Genomic DNA, 13,927 nt, shown 5'->3' with positions numbered 1-13,927 from the left:
AGGGCAGCGACAGTTCAGCCCATCAATAAAACGCCCGCTCGGCCTTCAGGGTCAACAGCCCGTCGCATTGCGAGTTGTGTCCGGAGTAGGCCGAGCAATCGCCGCCGCTGAGGCTGGAGTCGCTGTAGATCAGGTTCAGGTCGACGCCCATCCATGGCCTGGAAAATTGTACCGACCAGTCGCTGAAGCTGCGGATCGAGCTGCCATCGGCCACCGAGACCGGGGTGCCGAGCTGGTGGGTGGTGTATTTCATGCTGACGCCGATGCCGAACGGCTTGGTGCCGCCGAGGTCGGCGAACAGGGTGCTGTCCTGCCGGTCCGGGTCGTTGCTGAAGGAGGCGCCGAAGCGATTGCCCAGCAAGGTCAGGCCGCCGTAGAACTCCTGGCTGTCGAGGGGGCTCAGCTTGGGATAGCTGTAGTGAATCATCCCCAGTTCATAACCCAGGGTCTGGTCGAAGGGGCGTTTGAAACCCAGGTAGGAGTCGACTTCCAGGTTGCTGGTCGGGGAAATGCCCATGCTCGGTGAGAATTGGCCGAGGTACAGGCCGCTGCCGTGGCTCAGGTCCAGGCCGCCATGGAACGAGTCGCTCCCGGGCGCCGTGGGCTTTACCAGGCCTTGAGCCATGCTTCGGCTGGGTGTCGTGCCCAATTTCAGGTCGAAATCACCCAATTCACGCTGGAAAACCTGCGCTTCGGCGAGGGGGCTGGCCAACAGGGCACCGGCCAGGAATATGCAGGATTTGAGCATGCTTCACTCCATGAAAAGCGAGGAGCAGTAACGGGAAATATCAGGCAAATGCCCGATCTAGACGTGTGCAAGCATACCGGCGATGGTTCGCAGATGAGGCCCGTTCGTCGATTGGCGTAATAAAGGGGTGTATCAGGGGGTAGTGCGGGCTCTAGTCCTAGCGCCTTGAAAGGCAAAGCGCATAGGGACCAGGTGTAATGCGCGAGTCTTACTTTTTACCCAGGGTGATCTGCTTGGACGGGCCGAAAGTCTGGCCGCTTACGCCTTTGGCAATCTGCTGGATTTCGCCGCCCTGCTTGAGGAATGCAGCAATTTGGCTGTTGATCGATTCGCTGGTTTCAACGGCGGGAGCTGGCTTTGCTTTGCTGTTGGATGCTTTTACGCGCATGGCGGCCACTAACCTGTAGAGAATTAACTTGGCCATGCATCGTACATGAAATGCTTGACAATTGCTTGGCAAATATCCCCCTGAAATATACGCAGGGTTTATGATTCGCCTGGATTATTAAGTGAAATACTCACCTAACTTGCTGTTTTAACTCGAATCCCTCGAGGAAATCCGGCCGTGGGTACTGGCCGGATTCAGCCCGATGACCTGACGAGCGGGGCGCTTCTCGGCAAACCCATGATTTTTCAGGCCTGTACGCCGGTACGCGGGACCGCCGTCGTCAACTCGGGTAGAATGCCGCCCACGCAATGAGGGTATTTGAGATGGCTTTAGTCGGGCGCTACAACAGCTTGCAAGTGGTTAAACACACCAACTTTGGTTTGTACCTGGATGGTGATCAAGAGGGCGAAATCCTCTTGCCCAACCGATATATCCCCAAAGATATTCCCAGTGAAGATGAAGACTGGCTCAACGTTTTCATTTATCTGGACAGCGATGACAAACTTATCGCGACCACCGAAAAACCAAAAGTACAGGTGGGTGAATTTGCCAGTCTGAAAGTGGTTGAAGTCAACAGTATCGGTGTATTCCTCGATTGGGGCCTGCCCAAGGATCTGCTGCTGCCTTACTCCGAAGAAAAGCGCCAGCTGACCGCCGGTGAGTATTGCGTGGTACACGTCTACCTCGACAAACACACCAAGCGCATCACCGCCACCGCGCGCCTTGACCGCTACCTGGACAAGACTCCGGCCACCTACAAGGTCGGCCAGGAAGTTGACTTGCTGGTGGCCGAAGCCACCGACATGGGCTTCAAGGCCATCATCAACAACAAGCACTGGGGCCTGATCCACAAGAACGAAGTGTTCAAGTTCCTGCGCCCGGGCAAGGAAGAGAAAGGCTTCATCAAGGAAATCCGCGCCGACGGCAATATCAGCCTGAGCCTGCAGCCTGTGGGTGAAGAAGCGGCCTCCAGCCTGAACTCGAAGATCCTCGCCAAGTTGCGTGACAACAACGGCACCTTGCCGGTCAGCGATAAAAGCGATCCAGCAGTGATCAGCAGTTTGTTCGGTGTCAGCAAGGGCAACTTCAAGAAGGCCATCGGTGCCCTCTACAAGCAGGGTCACATCGTGATTCACGCGGATCGCATTGAACTAAGCTGATCGCGGTTTGCTCTTTTGTAGGAGCGAGGGGGACGCCTGGTTCTTGCTCGCGAAGAACGTCAAGGCAACGTGTTCATTCAGACTGGGCGCGTTATCGTTGACGACCATCGCGAGCAAGCTCGCTCCTACAAAGGTCACGACGATGTGCAGGAAAACACTCTTCGCCTACCTCGGCACCTTGCTCGCCTTTCTGATTCTTGACGGCCTTTGGCTCAGCGTCCTCATGGGGCCGACCTACAAAGCGCTGCTCGGCCCGCTGATGCTCGATCAGCCGCGCCTGTTCCCGGCTGTGGCGTTCTATCTCCTCTATGTATTTGGTTGTCTGGTGTTTGTCGTCCTTCCGGCTTCGGCGAGCGGCGGCTGGCAACGTGCCGCGCGGCTTGGCGCGTTGCTGGGGCTGGTGGCTTACGGCACCTATGACTTGAGCAATTGGGCGACCTTGCAAGGCTGGTCTGCCGGGCTGGCCGTTATGGACATCGCTTGGGGCACCTTTCTGAGTGCGGTTTGCTGCACCGTGGGCTATCAATGTGCACGCAGGGTGCACAATTGATTGTGTACAGGAATCATCTGCACCATCCCTGAGCGAAGCTGCACTGTCTATCTCCGGATAGTCCCGCGTACCAGAGGGATTGTGCCGAATTTCATTCGATTGGCACGCATTCTGCTCATCAACTCGTATACAAACCATGCCGCCTCCCGTACGCACTCCCGTCGCGGGTGGCAGGCCGGTATTTACGAGGAGCCCTGCGATGACCGAACAATTGCCCAAAGGCTATAGCCCGCGCCTGTACAACCAGGACTTGGGACCGCTGCCGCAAAAATGGAACTGGTACAACATCTTCGCCTTCTGGATGAGCGACGTGCACAGCGTCGGCGGTTACGTATTCGCCGCCAGCCTGTTTGCCCTGGGGCTGGCGAGTTGGCAGGTGTTGATTGCCTTGCTCGCCGGGATCTGCATTGTGCAATTGATCGCCAACCTGGTGGCCAAGCCGAGCCAGCAGGCGGCTGTGCCGTACCCGGTGATCTGCCGGTTGGCCTTTGGGGTTTTTGGGGCGAACATCCCGGCAGTGATTCGCGGCTTGATCGCGGTGGCCTGGTATGGGATCCAGACGTACCTGGCATCCAGCGCACTGATCATTGTGGTGCTGCGCTTTTTCCCACAGATGGCGGTATACGCAGAGCCGCACTTTGCCGGCCTGTCGTACCTGGGCTGGTTCGGTTTCCTCAGCCTGTGGACGCTCCAGGCGCTGGTGTTCTGGGCGGGCATGGAGTCCATCCGTCGTTTCATCGACTGGGCGGGGCCTGTGGTCTATGCGGTGATGTTTGCCCTGGCAGGCTGGATCGTCTGGAAGGCTGGCTGGGCCAATATCAGCTTCACCCTGGCGGAAAAATCCCTCTCAGGCTGGCAGGCGTTTGGCCAAATCATCGTGGCAACCGCGTTGGTGGTGTCGTACTTTTCCGGGCCGACCTTGAACTTCGGTGATTTCAGCCGCTACTGCCGCACGATGAAAGACGTGCGTCGAGGAAATTTCTGGGGCTTGCCGGTAAATTTCCTGGCGTTCTCCCTGGTCACCGTGGTGATCGTCTCGGGCACCTTGCCGGTGTTCGGCGAAATGCTCCACGACCCGATTGCCACCGTTTCGCGCATCGACAATGACATGGCTGTGTTGCTGGGGGCGTTCGCCTTTGTCACTGCGACTATCGGCATCAACATCGTGGCCAACTTCGTCTCGCCCGCCTTTGATTTCGCCAACGTGGCACCGAGCAAAATCAGCTGGCGTGCCGGTGGAATGATTGCGGCGGTGGCCTCAATCTTCATCACCCCATGGAACCTGTTCAACAACCCGCTGATGATCCACTACACCCTCGATATCCTCGCCGCGTTTATCGGGCCGTTGTTCGGGATTCTGCTGGTGGATTTCTACCTGATCAAAAAACAGAAGATCGACGTGGATGCGCTGTTCGATGACAGCCCGAGCGGGCGCTACTACTTTGACGGCGGCGTGAACTGGACGGCGGTCAAGGCACTGGTGCCCGCGACGCTGGTAGGCGTCGCGATCACCTTCACCCCGGCGCTGCAGGGCATGGCCAATTTCGCCTGGTTTACCGGCTGCTTCCTGGGTGGGCTGTTTTTCCTGGTGTTGGCGCGGCGTGAACAGGTTCGCGCGCCTGTGTCGATGGTTGCCGGCTGACCAGCACCGATCCGGCCACCAACAAACCGGCGCCTGCTACCACCAGCGCCGGTTGCAGGCCACCGCTGAGGTGGCTGCTCACCGACGCCAGCAACGGACCGCTCAATTGGCCGATCGCAAAGCTGGCGGTCAGCAACCCGGTGCTGCGCTGGTAGCCGTGGGGGGCGACCTCACGCAAGCGCGCCATCACCAGTTGCATGCACGCCAGGAATGGCCCACCGCACAGCAACACCCCCAGCGCCAGCCCCCAACCGTTGCCCAGCAGGCAGGCAAACACGCCTGCCGCTTGCAGCCAAAGGGTTGTCATCAGCCAGCGACGGGTGGTGTCCGGGTCCTTGCGGCGCAAACTTGCCGCCACCACGCCAATCGCGGCAGCCAGGCCAAAGCAGGGCCAGAACAGGTCTGCTTGCCATGCGCCCTTGAATTGCGCGCTGGCCATCTGTGACAGGAATGTCGCCGGGATGATGTAGCCAAGGCCATACAACACGTAGATCCAGCACAGATGTGTGATGCTGCCGTTGCTGGCCACGTCGGTGTGGCTGGCAACGGGCGAGTCGGCAGCGGAAGGCTTGGGCAGGAACGGCAGGATTGCCAGCAGCATGACCAGGGCGACTACCCCATACACCAGCCACAAGGTTGCAGAGTCTTGCCCCAACAGGTTGGAGCCCAGCGCCAGCAACCCGGTCAACAGAATCCCCAGCCCCGGCCCCGCAAATACCAGCGCACCCAGGCGTGGGCGCCCGGCCGCAATGGCCAGCGGCTGGCTCAGGCTGGTAATCATCACCAGCGCCCAGGCACTGGCTACACCGGTACCAAAGCGCAACAACAGATGCGGCCAGAACACGTGGGCCCAGTACGACGCCAGGGTCAGCAGCACACACAGCCACAGCCCACCGTACAAACGCCCGCGTACATGATGATGGCTGCGGGCAAAGATCGAATCCACCGCACCGACGAAATAACCCAGGTAGTTGGCCGCCGCAATCAGGCCGGCGCCGGTCAGGTCGATCTGCCCTTCACTGAGCAAATGCGGCATTTGCGGGGTGAGCGCGAATCGACCTATGCCCATGGCCATCATCAGGGCGATAAAGCTGGCGAGTAAGCGGATCAGCGGTGACATGGTGGTTTTTCCTGGGAGCAGCGAGTGACCATCAGGCTAAAGCGGATTGACTTTCTTTAAAAATGAATAATAGTGAGTAACTTGTTCAGTTTTGGAGAATGGTGATGGAATTCAGTCAATTGCGGATTTTCCAGGCCGTGGCCGAGGAAGGCTCCATCACCCGTGCCGCTGAGCGCTTGCACCGGGTGCCGTCCAACCTGTCGACCCGGCTTAAACAGATGGAAGAACAACTGGGCGTCGAACTGTTCGTGCGCGAGCGCCAGCGCTTGCAGCTTTCTCCTGCAGGCAAAGTGCTGCTGGACTACAGTGCGCGCCTGCTGGCCCTGCATGACGAAGCCCATGGCGCGGTGCAGGGCGGGCAACCGGCTGGAGACTTTGTGCTCGGCAGCATGTACAGCACGGCGGCGATTCATTTGCCCAAGCTGCTGGCGCGTTACCACAAGGCGTATCCGATGGTGAACCTGCAGGTGCAGTCAGCTCCCAGCGGTGAACTGCTGGAAGGCTTGATCACCGGGCGCCTGGACGCCGCATTGGTGGATGGGCCGTTGACCCTGGCCACCCTCGACGGCGTGCCGCTGTGCGAAGAGCGCCTGCTGCTGATCTGCGAGGCGGATCATCCGCCGGTGCGTGGGCCGCAGGATGTTGCCGGCCGTTCGGTGTTCACTTTCCGACGCAGTTGTTCTTATCGGGCGCGCCTGGAAGCCTGGTTTTCCCACGATCGCGTGGCCATGGGCCGGGCCATCGAGATCGAGTCCTACCAGGGCATGCTGGCCTGTGTAATCGCCGGTTCCGGCGTGGCGTTGATGTCGGAATCGATGCTCGACAGCCTGCCGGGCAAGGACAGCGTGTCCATTCATCCGCTGGCCGAGCCTTTTGCCAGCGCCACCACCTGGTTGATGTGGCGCAAGGGCATGCTCGGCGCTAACCTCAATGCGTGGATTGACCTGCAGCAGGAGGGCAAGGTGCTACCGGAAACCGAAACCCGAGCGATTGCTTGAACGATCCGTCAGGATTTTGATCAATTCAGTAATAGTTCGTTGTGGTTTCGTTCAAGCAATACGTAAGACTTAAGACTACTATCTGTAGGAAGCGGCCACAGAATTCCAGCCGCTCGGCATTACCCCAAGGGGGCACCATGAAAGAGAAACTGCAAAACTGGCTGCACGACCTCGGCGTCGCACTCGGCTTGATCGAGCCACCGCTGCAACCGGTGCCAATCCGCACCGATGACGAGCAGCGTCGCCCGCGTCGCAGGTAAGTCCTGGAAAGCGCTCAAGCATGTTTGTTTGGGCGCGGCCAGGAGGTTTGCCTATGTATTGGAGTCATGATTGATCATGACCCGTTGCTGTGTACTTCAATTCTTCGTCTGGCTTTGGCCGGACGTTTTCATTTCCGGGGTTTGGTGATTTTCTCAAGACACCTGCTTTCGGAATAATCCTTCAAATATTTAATTTAACAATGCCACGGTAATACCGATTGGTAGTCCGGACGTGTGCGCGTCAGTCGAGTTTTGCCATTAAGTATCGGAATTGGACTACCTGTTTGTCAGAGTCGACGGGCTTATTTGATTATTAGGATAGGCGTAGGTTGAGTTTCATCACGAAAAGATTTGTATCGTTTGCAGTTCTTACAAGCCCCCAACTTCATTGAGTTGCGCTCTCCGGAGTATGAGCCAGTCAGAACTGTTGGAGACAAAACCATGATGTTCTCTTCCGTTCCGCCAGTCGCCGCGTCACTTATTGCCACCACCGAAAACATCTTGCATATCGCCCCTGCATCGCGTGGCTGGAAAGCTGATGCACCCAGCAACGTGGTGTTTTTCCCGTCGACGTTAACCAAGCAGGCTCTGCTTATACAGATTGCACTGCTGCGCCCATCAACGATCATTGTCGCAGACCAGGTTATTGATGCCGACGTCATCAACCAATGGCGTATATCCCACCCATTTGGCGAACTCTGTTTGGTCCGCAGAGGTACAAGTCTGGATAAGATCCGATTGGATCTGTGCGAGCGCAACAATGTTCGAGTGATTAACACGCCAGGGGTCAATGCGCCGCATGTTGCTGCCTATATTGCGCACTGGCTGACGCTGGCCGATGGCTCCTTGCCCCATGACATCTGTGTACTGGGATACGGCAATGTAGGGAAAGAGCTTGTTAAGTTGTTGCTTGCTCGAGATCCGGATGTTCGGATTAAGGTGTTGGGTCGACGCGATCGAGTGTCGGACAGTTTCGGGAAAGCCTCTTCCGATTGCAGGGTTTCATTGGTTGACGACTGGCTTGAGGCGCTCGAGGGGGCCAATGCAGTCGCCCTATGCTTATCCCTGAATGATGAATCCATTTATCGCATTGATCGGACCCTCATTCAGTGCCTGCACAGAAAGGCTCGCCTTGTCTGTGTCGCCAAGCCGGATGTCTTTAGCGACGATGCGTTGCAGACCCTGGCAGTCTCCGAAGATATCCAGCTCATATTGGACTACGGCCCCAGGACACTGGATGCGTTTCGGGTGCGCACACAAGCGCTCGGCTGCAGTGTCTCCACATGGTACAAGCCGGCGACGCTGACCACACAGGCGGCCACCACCGAAGCCTGCCATTGCGACCTCGACTATGCGGTCTCGGTGCAACTGAGCTTGATGGCCTTGCGCGGCCTTGTCCGGCGCAAGCTTGCACACTCATTGGCGATCCCCTCTCGGCAAGCCGATGCCGGTGCGCCGCGTGTGTCGATCATCGGCAGAGGTATCAACGGGCTGCTCCAAGCCGTGATGTTCCGCCTGGCAAATTATCAGGTCACGGTTTACGGAGGAAATCAGCAGCGCGATGGTGCCAGTCACAAGCAGGTGAACATGCGTCATCTGTCAGCAACGGAGACGACTGCAAAACCGCTGCCTAACGATTACCTGACTCCCGCAAATCAGTACCTGGCCATTGAGTGCAATCGCGCAGGCATCGAGCTGTTTGAAAAATTCCTGGCCGACAACCCATCGCTGGCACGATTTGCACGATCGCGAATTGTACGAGCCTATGTGGACGACTCCAGTGGCACGGAGGCCGCGATCCGCGAGCAATGGGATATTGAAAACAGGCCTTGGCCGAGTGGCAAGCCGGGGCGAGAGCTTGCAGAGATCAGTCAGCTGCAATTCCAGGCAATGTATGGAGTTCCCGAGGTCGGGCGGGCGATTGAGGTGTCGGGCTACGATCTGGAATTTATCCATTTAATGGATGAGATGGTGACGCTTTTGCAGCGCTCAGGGGTTGAGTTCCTGCCACGGCACCTGAGTCCGGTCCAAATTGCCGATCTGAGTAGAGAGCACTTTGTCGTCACGGCCATGGGGGTGGACGAGCCAGAGGTCATCCCGATCATTGGCTGGTTTTTCAAGCTGCGCGCCGTTGATGATGAAGGTGTCGACATGCGCGGACTCAAGCTGCAGTACGACCTGCCAATCGGCGTCATGAATTGCCGCCTGGACGGGAACTGCATCCTTGTCTCCGCCGGGCAGGTGCCGCCCGATTCGACGCCGCAGTACAAGGAGCAGATACGGGCGGCGTGCCTGGCTGCCGTTTCTCGACACTTTCCAAAGTCCTGCAGCCGCGCAATCGAACGTGGCGACTTGCAACAAATCGAATGTGCCAGGCCCGGCACCGCAGATGGACTTTCAATCGTGCATTGGTCCGCCTACAACCGCATTGTCGCGGGGGCAACTTATGCCGGGGGCACCACGCAGGGATTGGTATGGGCCTCTTTGGTCCAGGAAGTCATCCAGGCCAGAGCGCCGGGGGTTTCGGCAGTATGGGAATAAAAAAAACGGGTGCGACATCCGACGTCGCACCCGCTGAAGAAAGCTACTTTCAACTATTCGTTCAGATCGCCCGAGCCGCAACAGCCTCCGGACGACGGGACAGCAAACTCACCAGCACAAAACTCACCAGGCCCACGCCCAGGCTGTAGTAGATCGGTGTATTGGCGTCCAAACCATCCTTGATCATGAACACCAACGCGGTCACAAAACCCAGGGTCATGGAGGTGATCGCCCCGGAAGTCGTCGCACGTTTCCAGAAAATCGCCCCGATCAGCGGGATCAACATGCCGCCCACCAACAGGTTGTACGCCAGGGTCAGTGCGCTGATCACATCACTCACCACCAGCGCGATACCCAACACAGCGATACCGGTCAGCAAGGTAAACAGACGGTTGATCTTCAAGCTTGACTGCTTGCCACCACGCAGGCGCGGCAGCAGGTCTTCGGTCAATACGGTGGAAGCGGCGAGCAAGCCGGCGCTGGCGGTGGACATCATCGCAGCCAGTGCAGCGGCGATCACCAGGCCGCGGATACCGTCGGGCAGCGAGACTTTGACGATGGCGGCGAACGCATTGTTGACGTTGTCCAGGTCCGGGATCAGTACGTGGGCGGCCATGCCGATCAGCGCACAGGCCAGGCCGTAGAGGATGCAGTAGAAACCGGCGAAGGTGCCTGCGTACTGGGCGACCTTTTCGTCACGGGCGGTGAACACCCGTTGCCAGATGTCCTGGCCGATCAGGATGCCGAAGAAGTAGATCATGAAATAGGTGATGATGGTGTCCCAGCCGATTTCAGTGAAGCTGAAATTCGACGCGGGCAGCTTGGCCACCAATTCATCCCAACCGCCGACGCGGTACAGGCAGATTGGTAGCAGGATAAACATCAGGCCGACCGTCTTGATCACGAACTGCACGATGTCGGTCAGGGTCAGCGACCACATGCCGCCAATGGTCGAGTACACCACCACCACGCCACCGCCTACCAATACCGACATCCAGAAGGGCAGGTCGAACAACACTTGCAGCACGGTGCCGATGGCCAGGATCGAGGTCACGCCGATCATCAGCGCGTAGGCCAGCATGATCACCGCACTGGCCTGGCGGGCCATGGGGTTGTAGCGTTTCTCCAGGACCTGGGTCACGGTGAAGATTTTCAGCTTCAGCAGCGGCTTGGCCAGGAACAGGTTCAGCGCAATGATCCCCGCGCCCAGCGCGGCGCACAGCCAGAAACCGGAAATACCATGTACATAGCCCAGGCGCACGGTGCCGACGGTGGACGCACCGCCCAGCACCGTGGCAGCCATGGTGCCCATGTACAGCGTCGGGCCGAGGTTGCGGCCGGCCACCAGGTAGTCTTCATGGGTCTTGGCGCGGCGCATGCCGTAGTAGCCGAGCACCAGCATGCCGGCGGCGTAGATGAGGACGACGAATAGATCTAAGGCCATGACGGCGAGTCTCCGATTATCTTTTTTATGTGGGGCTAAAGGGGGCTGTGTGGCGAGGGAGCGTGCTCCCGCTGGGCTGCATTGCAGCCCCAATCCATTCCACGCAATTCATCAGGCAGCCTCGCGACTGCTGCGCAGTCGAACGGGAGCAGGCTCCCTCGCCACAGTCGGTCCGTAGACGGCAGCCGGTTCAGGGAACACGCGAAGCAGTGTCAGGTACACCAGCGAGGCCAGGCCCAGGGTCACCGGCAAGCTGATGTCGATGCCGTCGGCGAGGTTGCCCAGCGGCCCGACAAACTGCCCCGGCAGGTTGACGAAGCACAGGCCCACCAGCGCACTCGGGATCCAGGCCCCCAGGCCGCGCCAGTTCCAGCCATGGCTGAACCAGTAGCGCCCGCCGGTTTCGCCGCGAGTGAACACTTGCAGGTCATCCGGGCAGTAGTAACCCCGGCGCACGATCAGGCCGATGATCATCATCACCATCCACGGCGTGGTGCAGGTGATGATCAGCACGGCGAAGGTCGACACGCTCTGCACCAGGTTGGCGGCGAAACGTCCGATAAAGATGAAGGCAATCGACATCACCCCGATCAGCAGCGTCGCCTTGACCCGGGACAGCAGCCGTGGGAATACGCTGGACATGTCCAGGCCGGTGCCATACAGCGAGGTGGTGCCGGTGGACATGCCGCCGATCACCGCGATCAGGCACACCGGCAGGAAGAACCAGCTCGGTGCCACCGCCAACAGGCCGCCGACATAGTTGTTGGATGCGATGTAGTCCGGTGCCTTGATTGCCACGATGGTCGCGGTGGCCAGGCCGAACAGGAACGGGATCAACGTCGCGATCTGCGCGAACACCACCGCCAGCATGATCCGCATCTTCGAGGTTTCCCGTGGGATGTAGCGCGACCAGTCACCGAGGAACGCCCCGAAGGAAATCGGGTTGCTCATGGCCACCAGTGCTGCACCGATAAACGCCGCCCAGAAGCCGGTCTGGCCGAGGGCAACGGTGCCGGCGAAGTGGCTGTCGAAGGCCGGCGCGAAGGCGAAGATCCCCAGCAGGAACAGCAGGCTCGCCGCCCACACTGCGATGCGGTTGACCCACAGCATGAAGCGAAAGCCGTAGATGCACACCGTCAGTACCAGAATGGCGAACACGCCGTAGGCCAGGCCCAGGGTCAGGTCGGTTTCCGGCAAGCCCACCAGACGTTTCGCACCGCCCACCAGCGCATCGCCTGAACTCCACACCGACAGTGAGAAGAACGCAATAGCGGTCAGCAGCGACAGGAACGAGCCGACAATCCGCCCGTGCACACCAAAATGCGCACCGGAAGACACGGCGTTGTTGGTGCCATTGATCGGACCGAACAGACCCATGGGGGCGAGGATCACCGCACCCACCAGCACGCCCAGCACAATCGCCCAGACGCCGGCCTGGAACGACAAGCCAAACAGCACCGGAAAGCTCCCCAGCACGGCGGTGGCGAAGGTGTTGGCACCGCCGAAAATCAGGCGAAACAAATCCTTCGGCCCGGCGGTACGTTCGTGGTCCGGGATCTGTTCGACGCCGTTGGTTTCTATGTTGCGAATACTGTTTTCGTTGTTTTTATTATTCATGATCTGCTCCGATCACATTGGCTAATGGGGCGGCAGCCCTTCCGGCATAGCGGACAAATGTTCGTGACAGGCCAGCCACAGGCCTTCTTTTTGTTGTGTGCGATCCCCTTGCCGCTTGAAGACAATGGTCTCGCGTTCCTGGCTAAAGAATTGCTCCCCGTTCATGCGCAGCTCGGTGGCCACGTCATGCACAAATACCGCGACGTCACCGTGCAGGCTGACGAAAGCGTTGCTTGAGGTGCAGGAAAGCACCTCAAATCCCTCGTCCCGGCGCCAGCTGTCCCACAACACCTGGTAGGCATCGCGACTCAGCAGCGGCTGGGGGAGGGTGTAGAACACGAAGCTGGCATCGGCACTGAACGCACCGAAGTAGGCGTCGCGATCATTGCGGGCGAAGGCCGACACCAGGTCGGCCGCGGCTTTTAATACCTCGGCCTGGGCGCTCATCAGCGGTGCGCCACGCCCGGCAATACGCAGAGCATTTCGTACAGCAGGTTGGCGCCCAGCAGCGAGGTGTTGCCGGTGGTGTCGTACGGCGGCGAAACTTCTACCAGGTCGCAACCAATCAGATCCAGGCCTTGGCAGCCGCGGATGATTTCAATCGCCTGGATCGTGGTCAAGCCACCGATTTCCGGGGTGCCGGTGCCGGGCGCCCAGGCTGGGTCGATGCCGTCGATATCGAAGCTCAGGTACACCGGGCCACCGCCGACTTTCTCGCGCACTTCAGCCATCAGGGGCGCCAGCGAGTGATGCCAGCATTCTTCGGCCTGGACCACGCGGAAGCCCTGTTTGCGGCTCCAGTTGAAGTCTTCGGCGGTGTAGCCCTGGGCGCGCAGGCCGATTTGCACCACGCGGTCGCAATCCAGCAAGCCTTCTTCCACCGCGCGGCGGAAGGTGGTGCCGTGGGCGATTTTCTCGCCGAACATGTGGTCGTTGACGTCGGCGTGGGCATCGATGTGCACCAGCCCGACCTTGCCGTGTTTCTTGTGGATCGCCCGCAGGATCGGCAGGGTGATGGTGTGGTCACCGCCCAGGGTCATCGGGATCACATTGTGTTCGAGGATCTCGTCGTAGGCTTCTTCGATGATGCGCACAGCGTCCAGCAGGTTGAAGGTGTTGATCGCCACGTCGCCGATGTCGGCAACCGACAGCGAGTCAAACGGCGCGGCGCCGGTGGCCATGTTGTAAGGGCGGATCATCACCGATTCGGCGCGAATTTCCCGCGGCCCGAAACGGGTGCCGGCACGCAGGGAGGTGCCGATGTCCAGGGGCACGCCGACGAAGGCGGCATCCAGGCCCTTGGCCGATTGCAGATGGGGAAGACGCATCATGGTGGCGATGCCGGCGAAGCGCGGCATTTCGTTGCCGCCCAGTGGTTGGTGGAAAATCTTGTCCACGGGATTGCCTCATCGTTTTGTTTATTAGAAGCCGATTCTGCGAAATGCATGGGAAGGGAAGA

At 59.2% G+C, this 13,927-nt stretch carries 13 protein-coding genes; 6 read left to right on the top strand and 7 right to left on the bottom strand.

Annotated features, from left to right (window positions below; all coding sequences use genetic code 11):
- Positions 1-22: 22 nt before the first annotated feature.
- Positions 23-748 carry a TorF family putative porin gene (locus HX824_RS19285; protein ID WP_003210721.1) on the bottom strand — a complete coding sequence of 242 codons (726 nt, stop codon included), beginning with the start codon at positions 746-748 and terminating at the stop codon, positions 23-25.
- 208 nt (positions 749-956) lie between these two features.
- Positions 957-1,136: a hypothetical protein gene (locus HX824_RS19280; protein WP_003210722.1), complete on the bottom strand. Its 180-nt coding sequence runs from the start codon at positions 1,134-1,136 to the stop codon at positions 957-959.
- A gap of 323 nt (positions 1,137-1,459) precedes the next feature.
- Between HX824_RS19280 and HX824_RS19275 the strand changes: the two genes are divergently transcribed.
- The 3 genes from HX824_RS19275 to HX824_RS19265 all read left to right on the top strand — a co-directional run bounded on the left by HX824_RS19275 (position 1,460) and on the right by HX824_RS19265 (position 4,488).
- Complete coding sequence (locus HX824_RS19275) at positions 1,460-2,296, top strand: S1 RNA-binding domain-containing protein (protein WP_017479141.1); 837 nt, start codon at positions 1,460-1,462, stop codon at positions 2,294-2,296.
- Positions 2,297-2,438: 142 nt separating this feature from the next.
- The gene (locus tag HX824_RS19270) at positions 2,439-2,846 is read left to right on the top strand and encodes a DUF2177 family protein (protein WP_177050452.1); all 408 of its coding nucleotides are present in this window, start codon (positions 2,439-2,441) and stop codon (positions 2,844-2,846) included.
- 199 nt (positions 2,847-3,045) lie between these two features.
- Positions 3,046-4,488, top strand: a complete 1,443-nt coding sequence (locus HX824_RS19265; protein WP_008438164.1) for an NCS1 family nucleobase:cation symporter-1 — start codon at positions 3,046-3,048, stop codon at positions 4,486-4,488.
- Here the strand turns inward: HX824_RS19265 and HX824_RS19260 are convergent.
- On the bottom strand, positions 4,400-5,608 hold the full coding sequence (locus HX824_RS19260) for an MFS transporter (protein WP_177054942.1): 1,209 nt from the start codon (positions 5,606-5,608) through the stop codon (positions 4,400-4,402). The two genes, HX824_RS19265 and HX824_RS19260, sit on opposite strands and share 89 nt — an antisense overlap.
- Positions 5,609-5,712: 104 nt before the next feature.
- On the opposite strand from HX824_RS19260, the gene HX824_RS19255 reads away from it, so the two are divergent.
- The 3 genes from HX824_RS19255 (at position 5,713) to HX824_RS19250 (ending at position 9,407) form a co-directional block, all read left to right on the top strand.
- On the top strand, positions 5,713-6,606 hold the full coding sequence (locus HX824_RS19255) for a LysR family transcriptional regulator (RefSeq protein ID WP_003210727.1): 894 nt from the start codon (positions 5,713-5,715) through the stop codon (positions 6,604-6,606).
- Positions 6,607-6,743: 137 nt separating this feature from the next.
- On the top strand, positions 6,744-6,866 hold the full coding sequence (locus tag HX824_RS32630; RefSeq protein ID WP_003210728.1) for a PA1414 family protein: 123 nt from the start codon (positions 6,744-6,746) through the stop codon (positions 6,864-6,866).
- Between the two features lie 441 nt (positions 6,867-7,307).
- Complete coding sequence (locus HX824_RS19250) at positions 7,308-9,407, top strand: FAD-dependent oxidoreductase (RefSeq protein WP_177054941.1); 2,100 nt, start codon at positions 7,308-7,310, stop codon at positions 9,405-9,407.
- 61 nt (positions 9,408-9,468) lie between these two features.
- Here the strand turns inward: HX824_RS19250 and HX824_RS19245 are convergent, their stop codons facing one another.
- From HX824_RS19245 to speB, 4 genes are all read right to left on the bottom strand, one after another.
- Complete coding sequence (locus HX824_RS19245) at positions 9,469-10,851, bottom strand: sodium:solute symporter (RefSeq protein WP_003210730.1); 1,383 nt, start codon at positions 10,849-10,851, stop codon at positions 9,469-9,471.
- Positions 10,852-10,962: 111 nt separating this feature from the next.
- Positions 10,963-12,468 carry a cytosine permease gene (locus HX824_RS19240; protein WP_177019656.1) on the bottom strand — a complete coding sequence of 502 codons (1,506 nt, stop codon included), beginning with the start codon at positions 12,466-12,468 and terminating at the stop codon, positions 10,963-10,965.
- A gap of 21 nt (positions 12,469-12,489) precedes the next feature.
- On the bottom strand, positions 12,490-12,915 hold the full coding sequence (locus HX824_RS19235) for a nuclear transport factor 2 family protein (RefSeq protein ID WP_003210732.1): 426 nt from the start codon (positions 12,913-12,915) through the stop codon (positions 12,490-12,492).
- Positions 12,915-13,865: an agmatinase gene (gene speB, locus HX824_RS19230; protein WP_003210733.1), complete on the bottom strand. Its 951-nt coding sequence runs from the start codon at positions 13,863-13,865 to the stop codon at positions 12,915-12,917. The genes HX824_RS19235 and speB overlap by 1 nt, the downstream gene beginning before the upstream one ends.
- Between the last annotated feature and the right edge of the window lie 62 nt (positions 13,866-13,927).

This window comes from Pseudomonas sp. D4002, from assembly GCF_013385665.1.
Classification (GTDB): domain Bacteria; phylum Pseudomonadota; class Gammaproteobacteria; order Pseudomonadales; family Pseudomonadaceae; genus Aquipseudomonas.
This window is presented reverse-complemented; position numbering and strand designations above follow the sequence as displayed.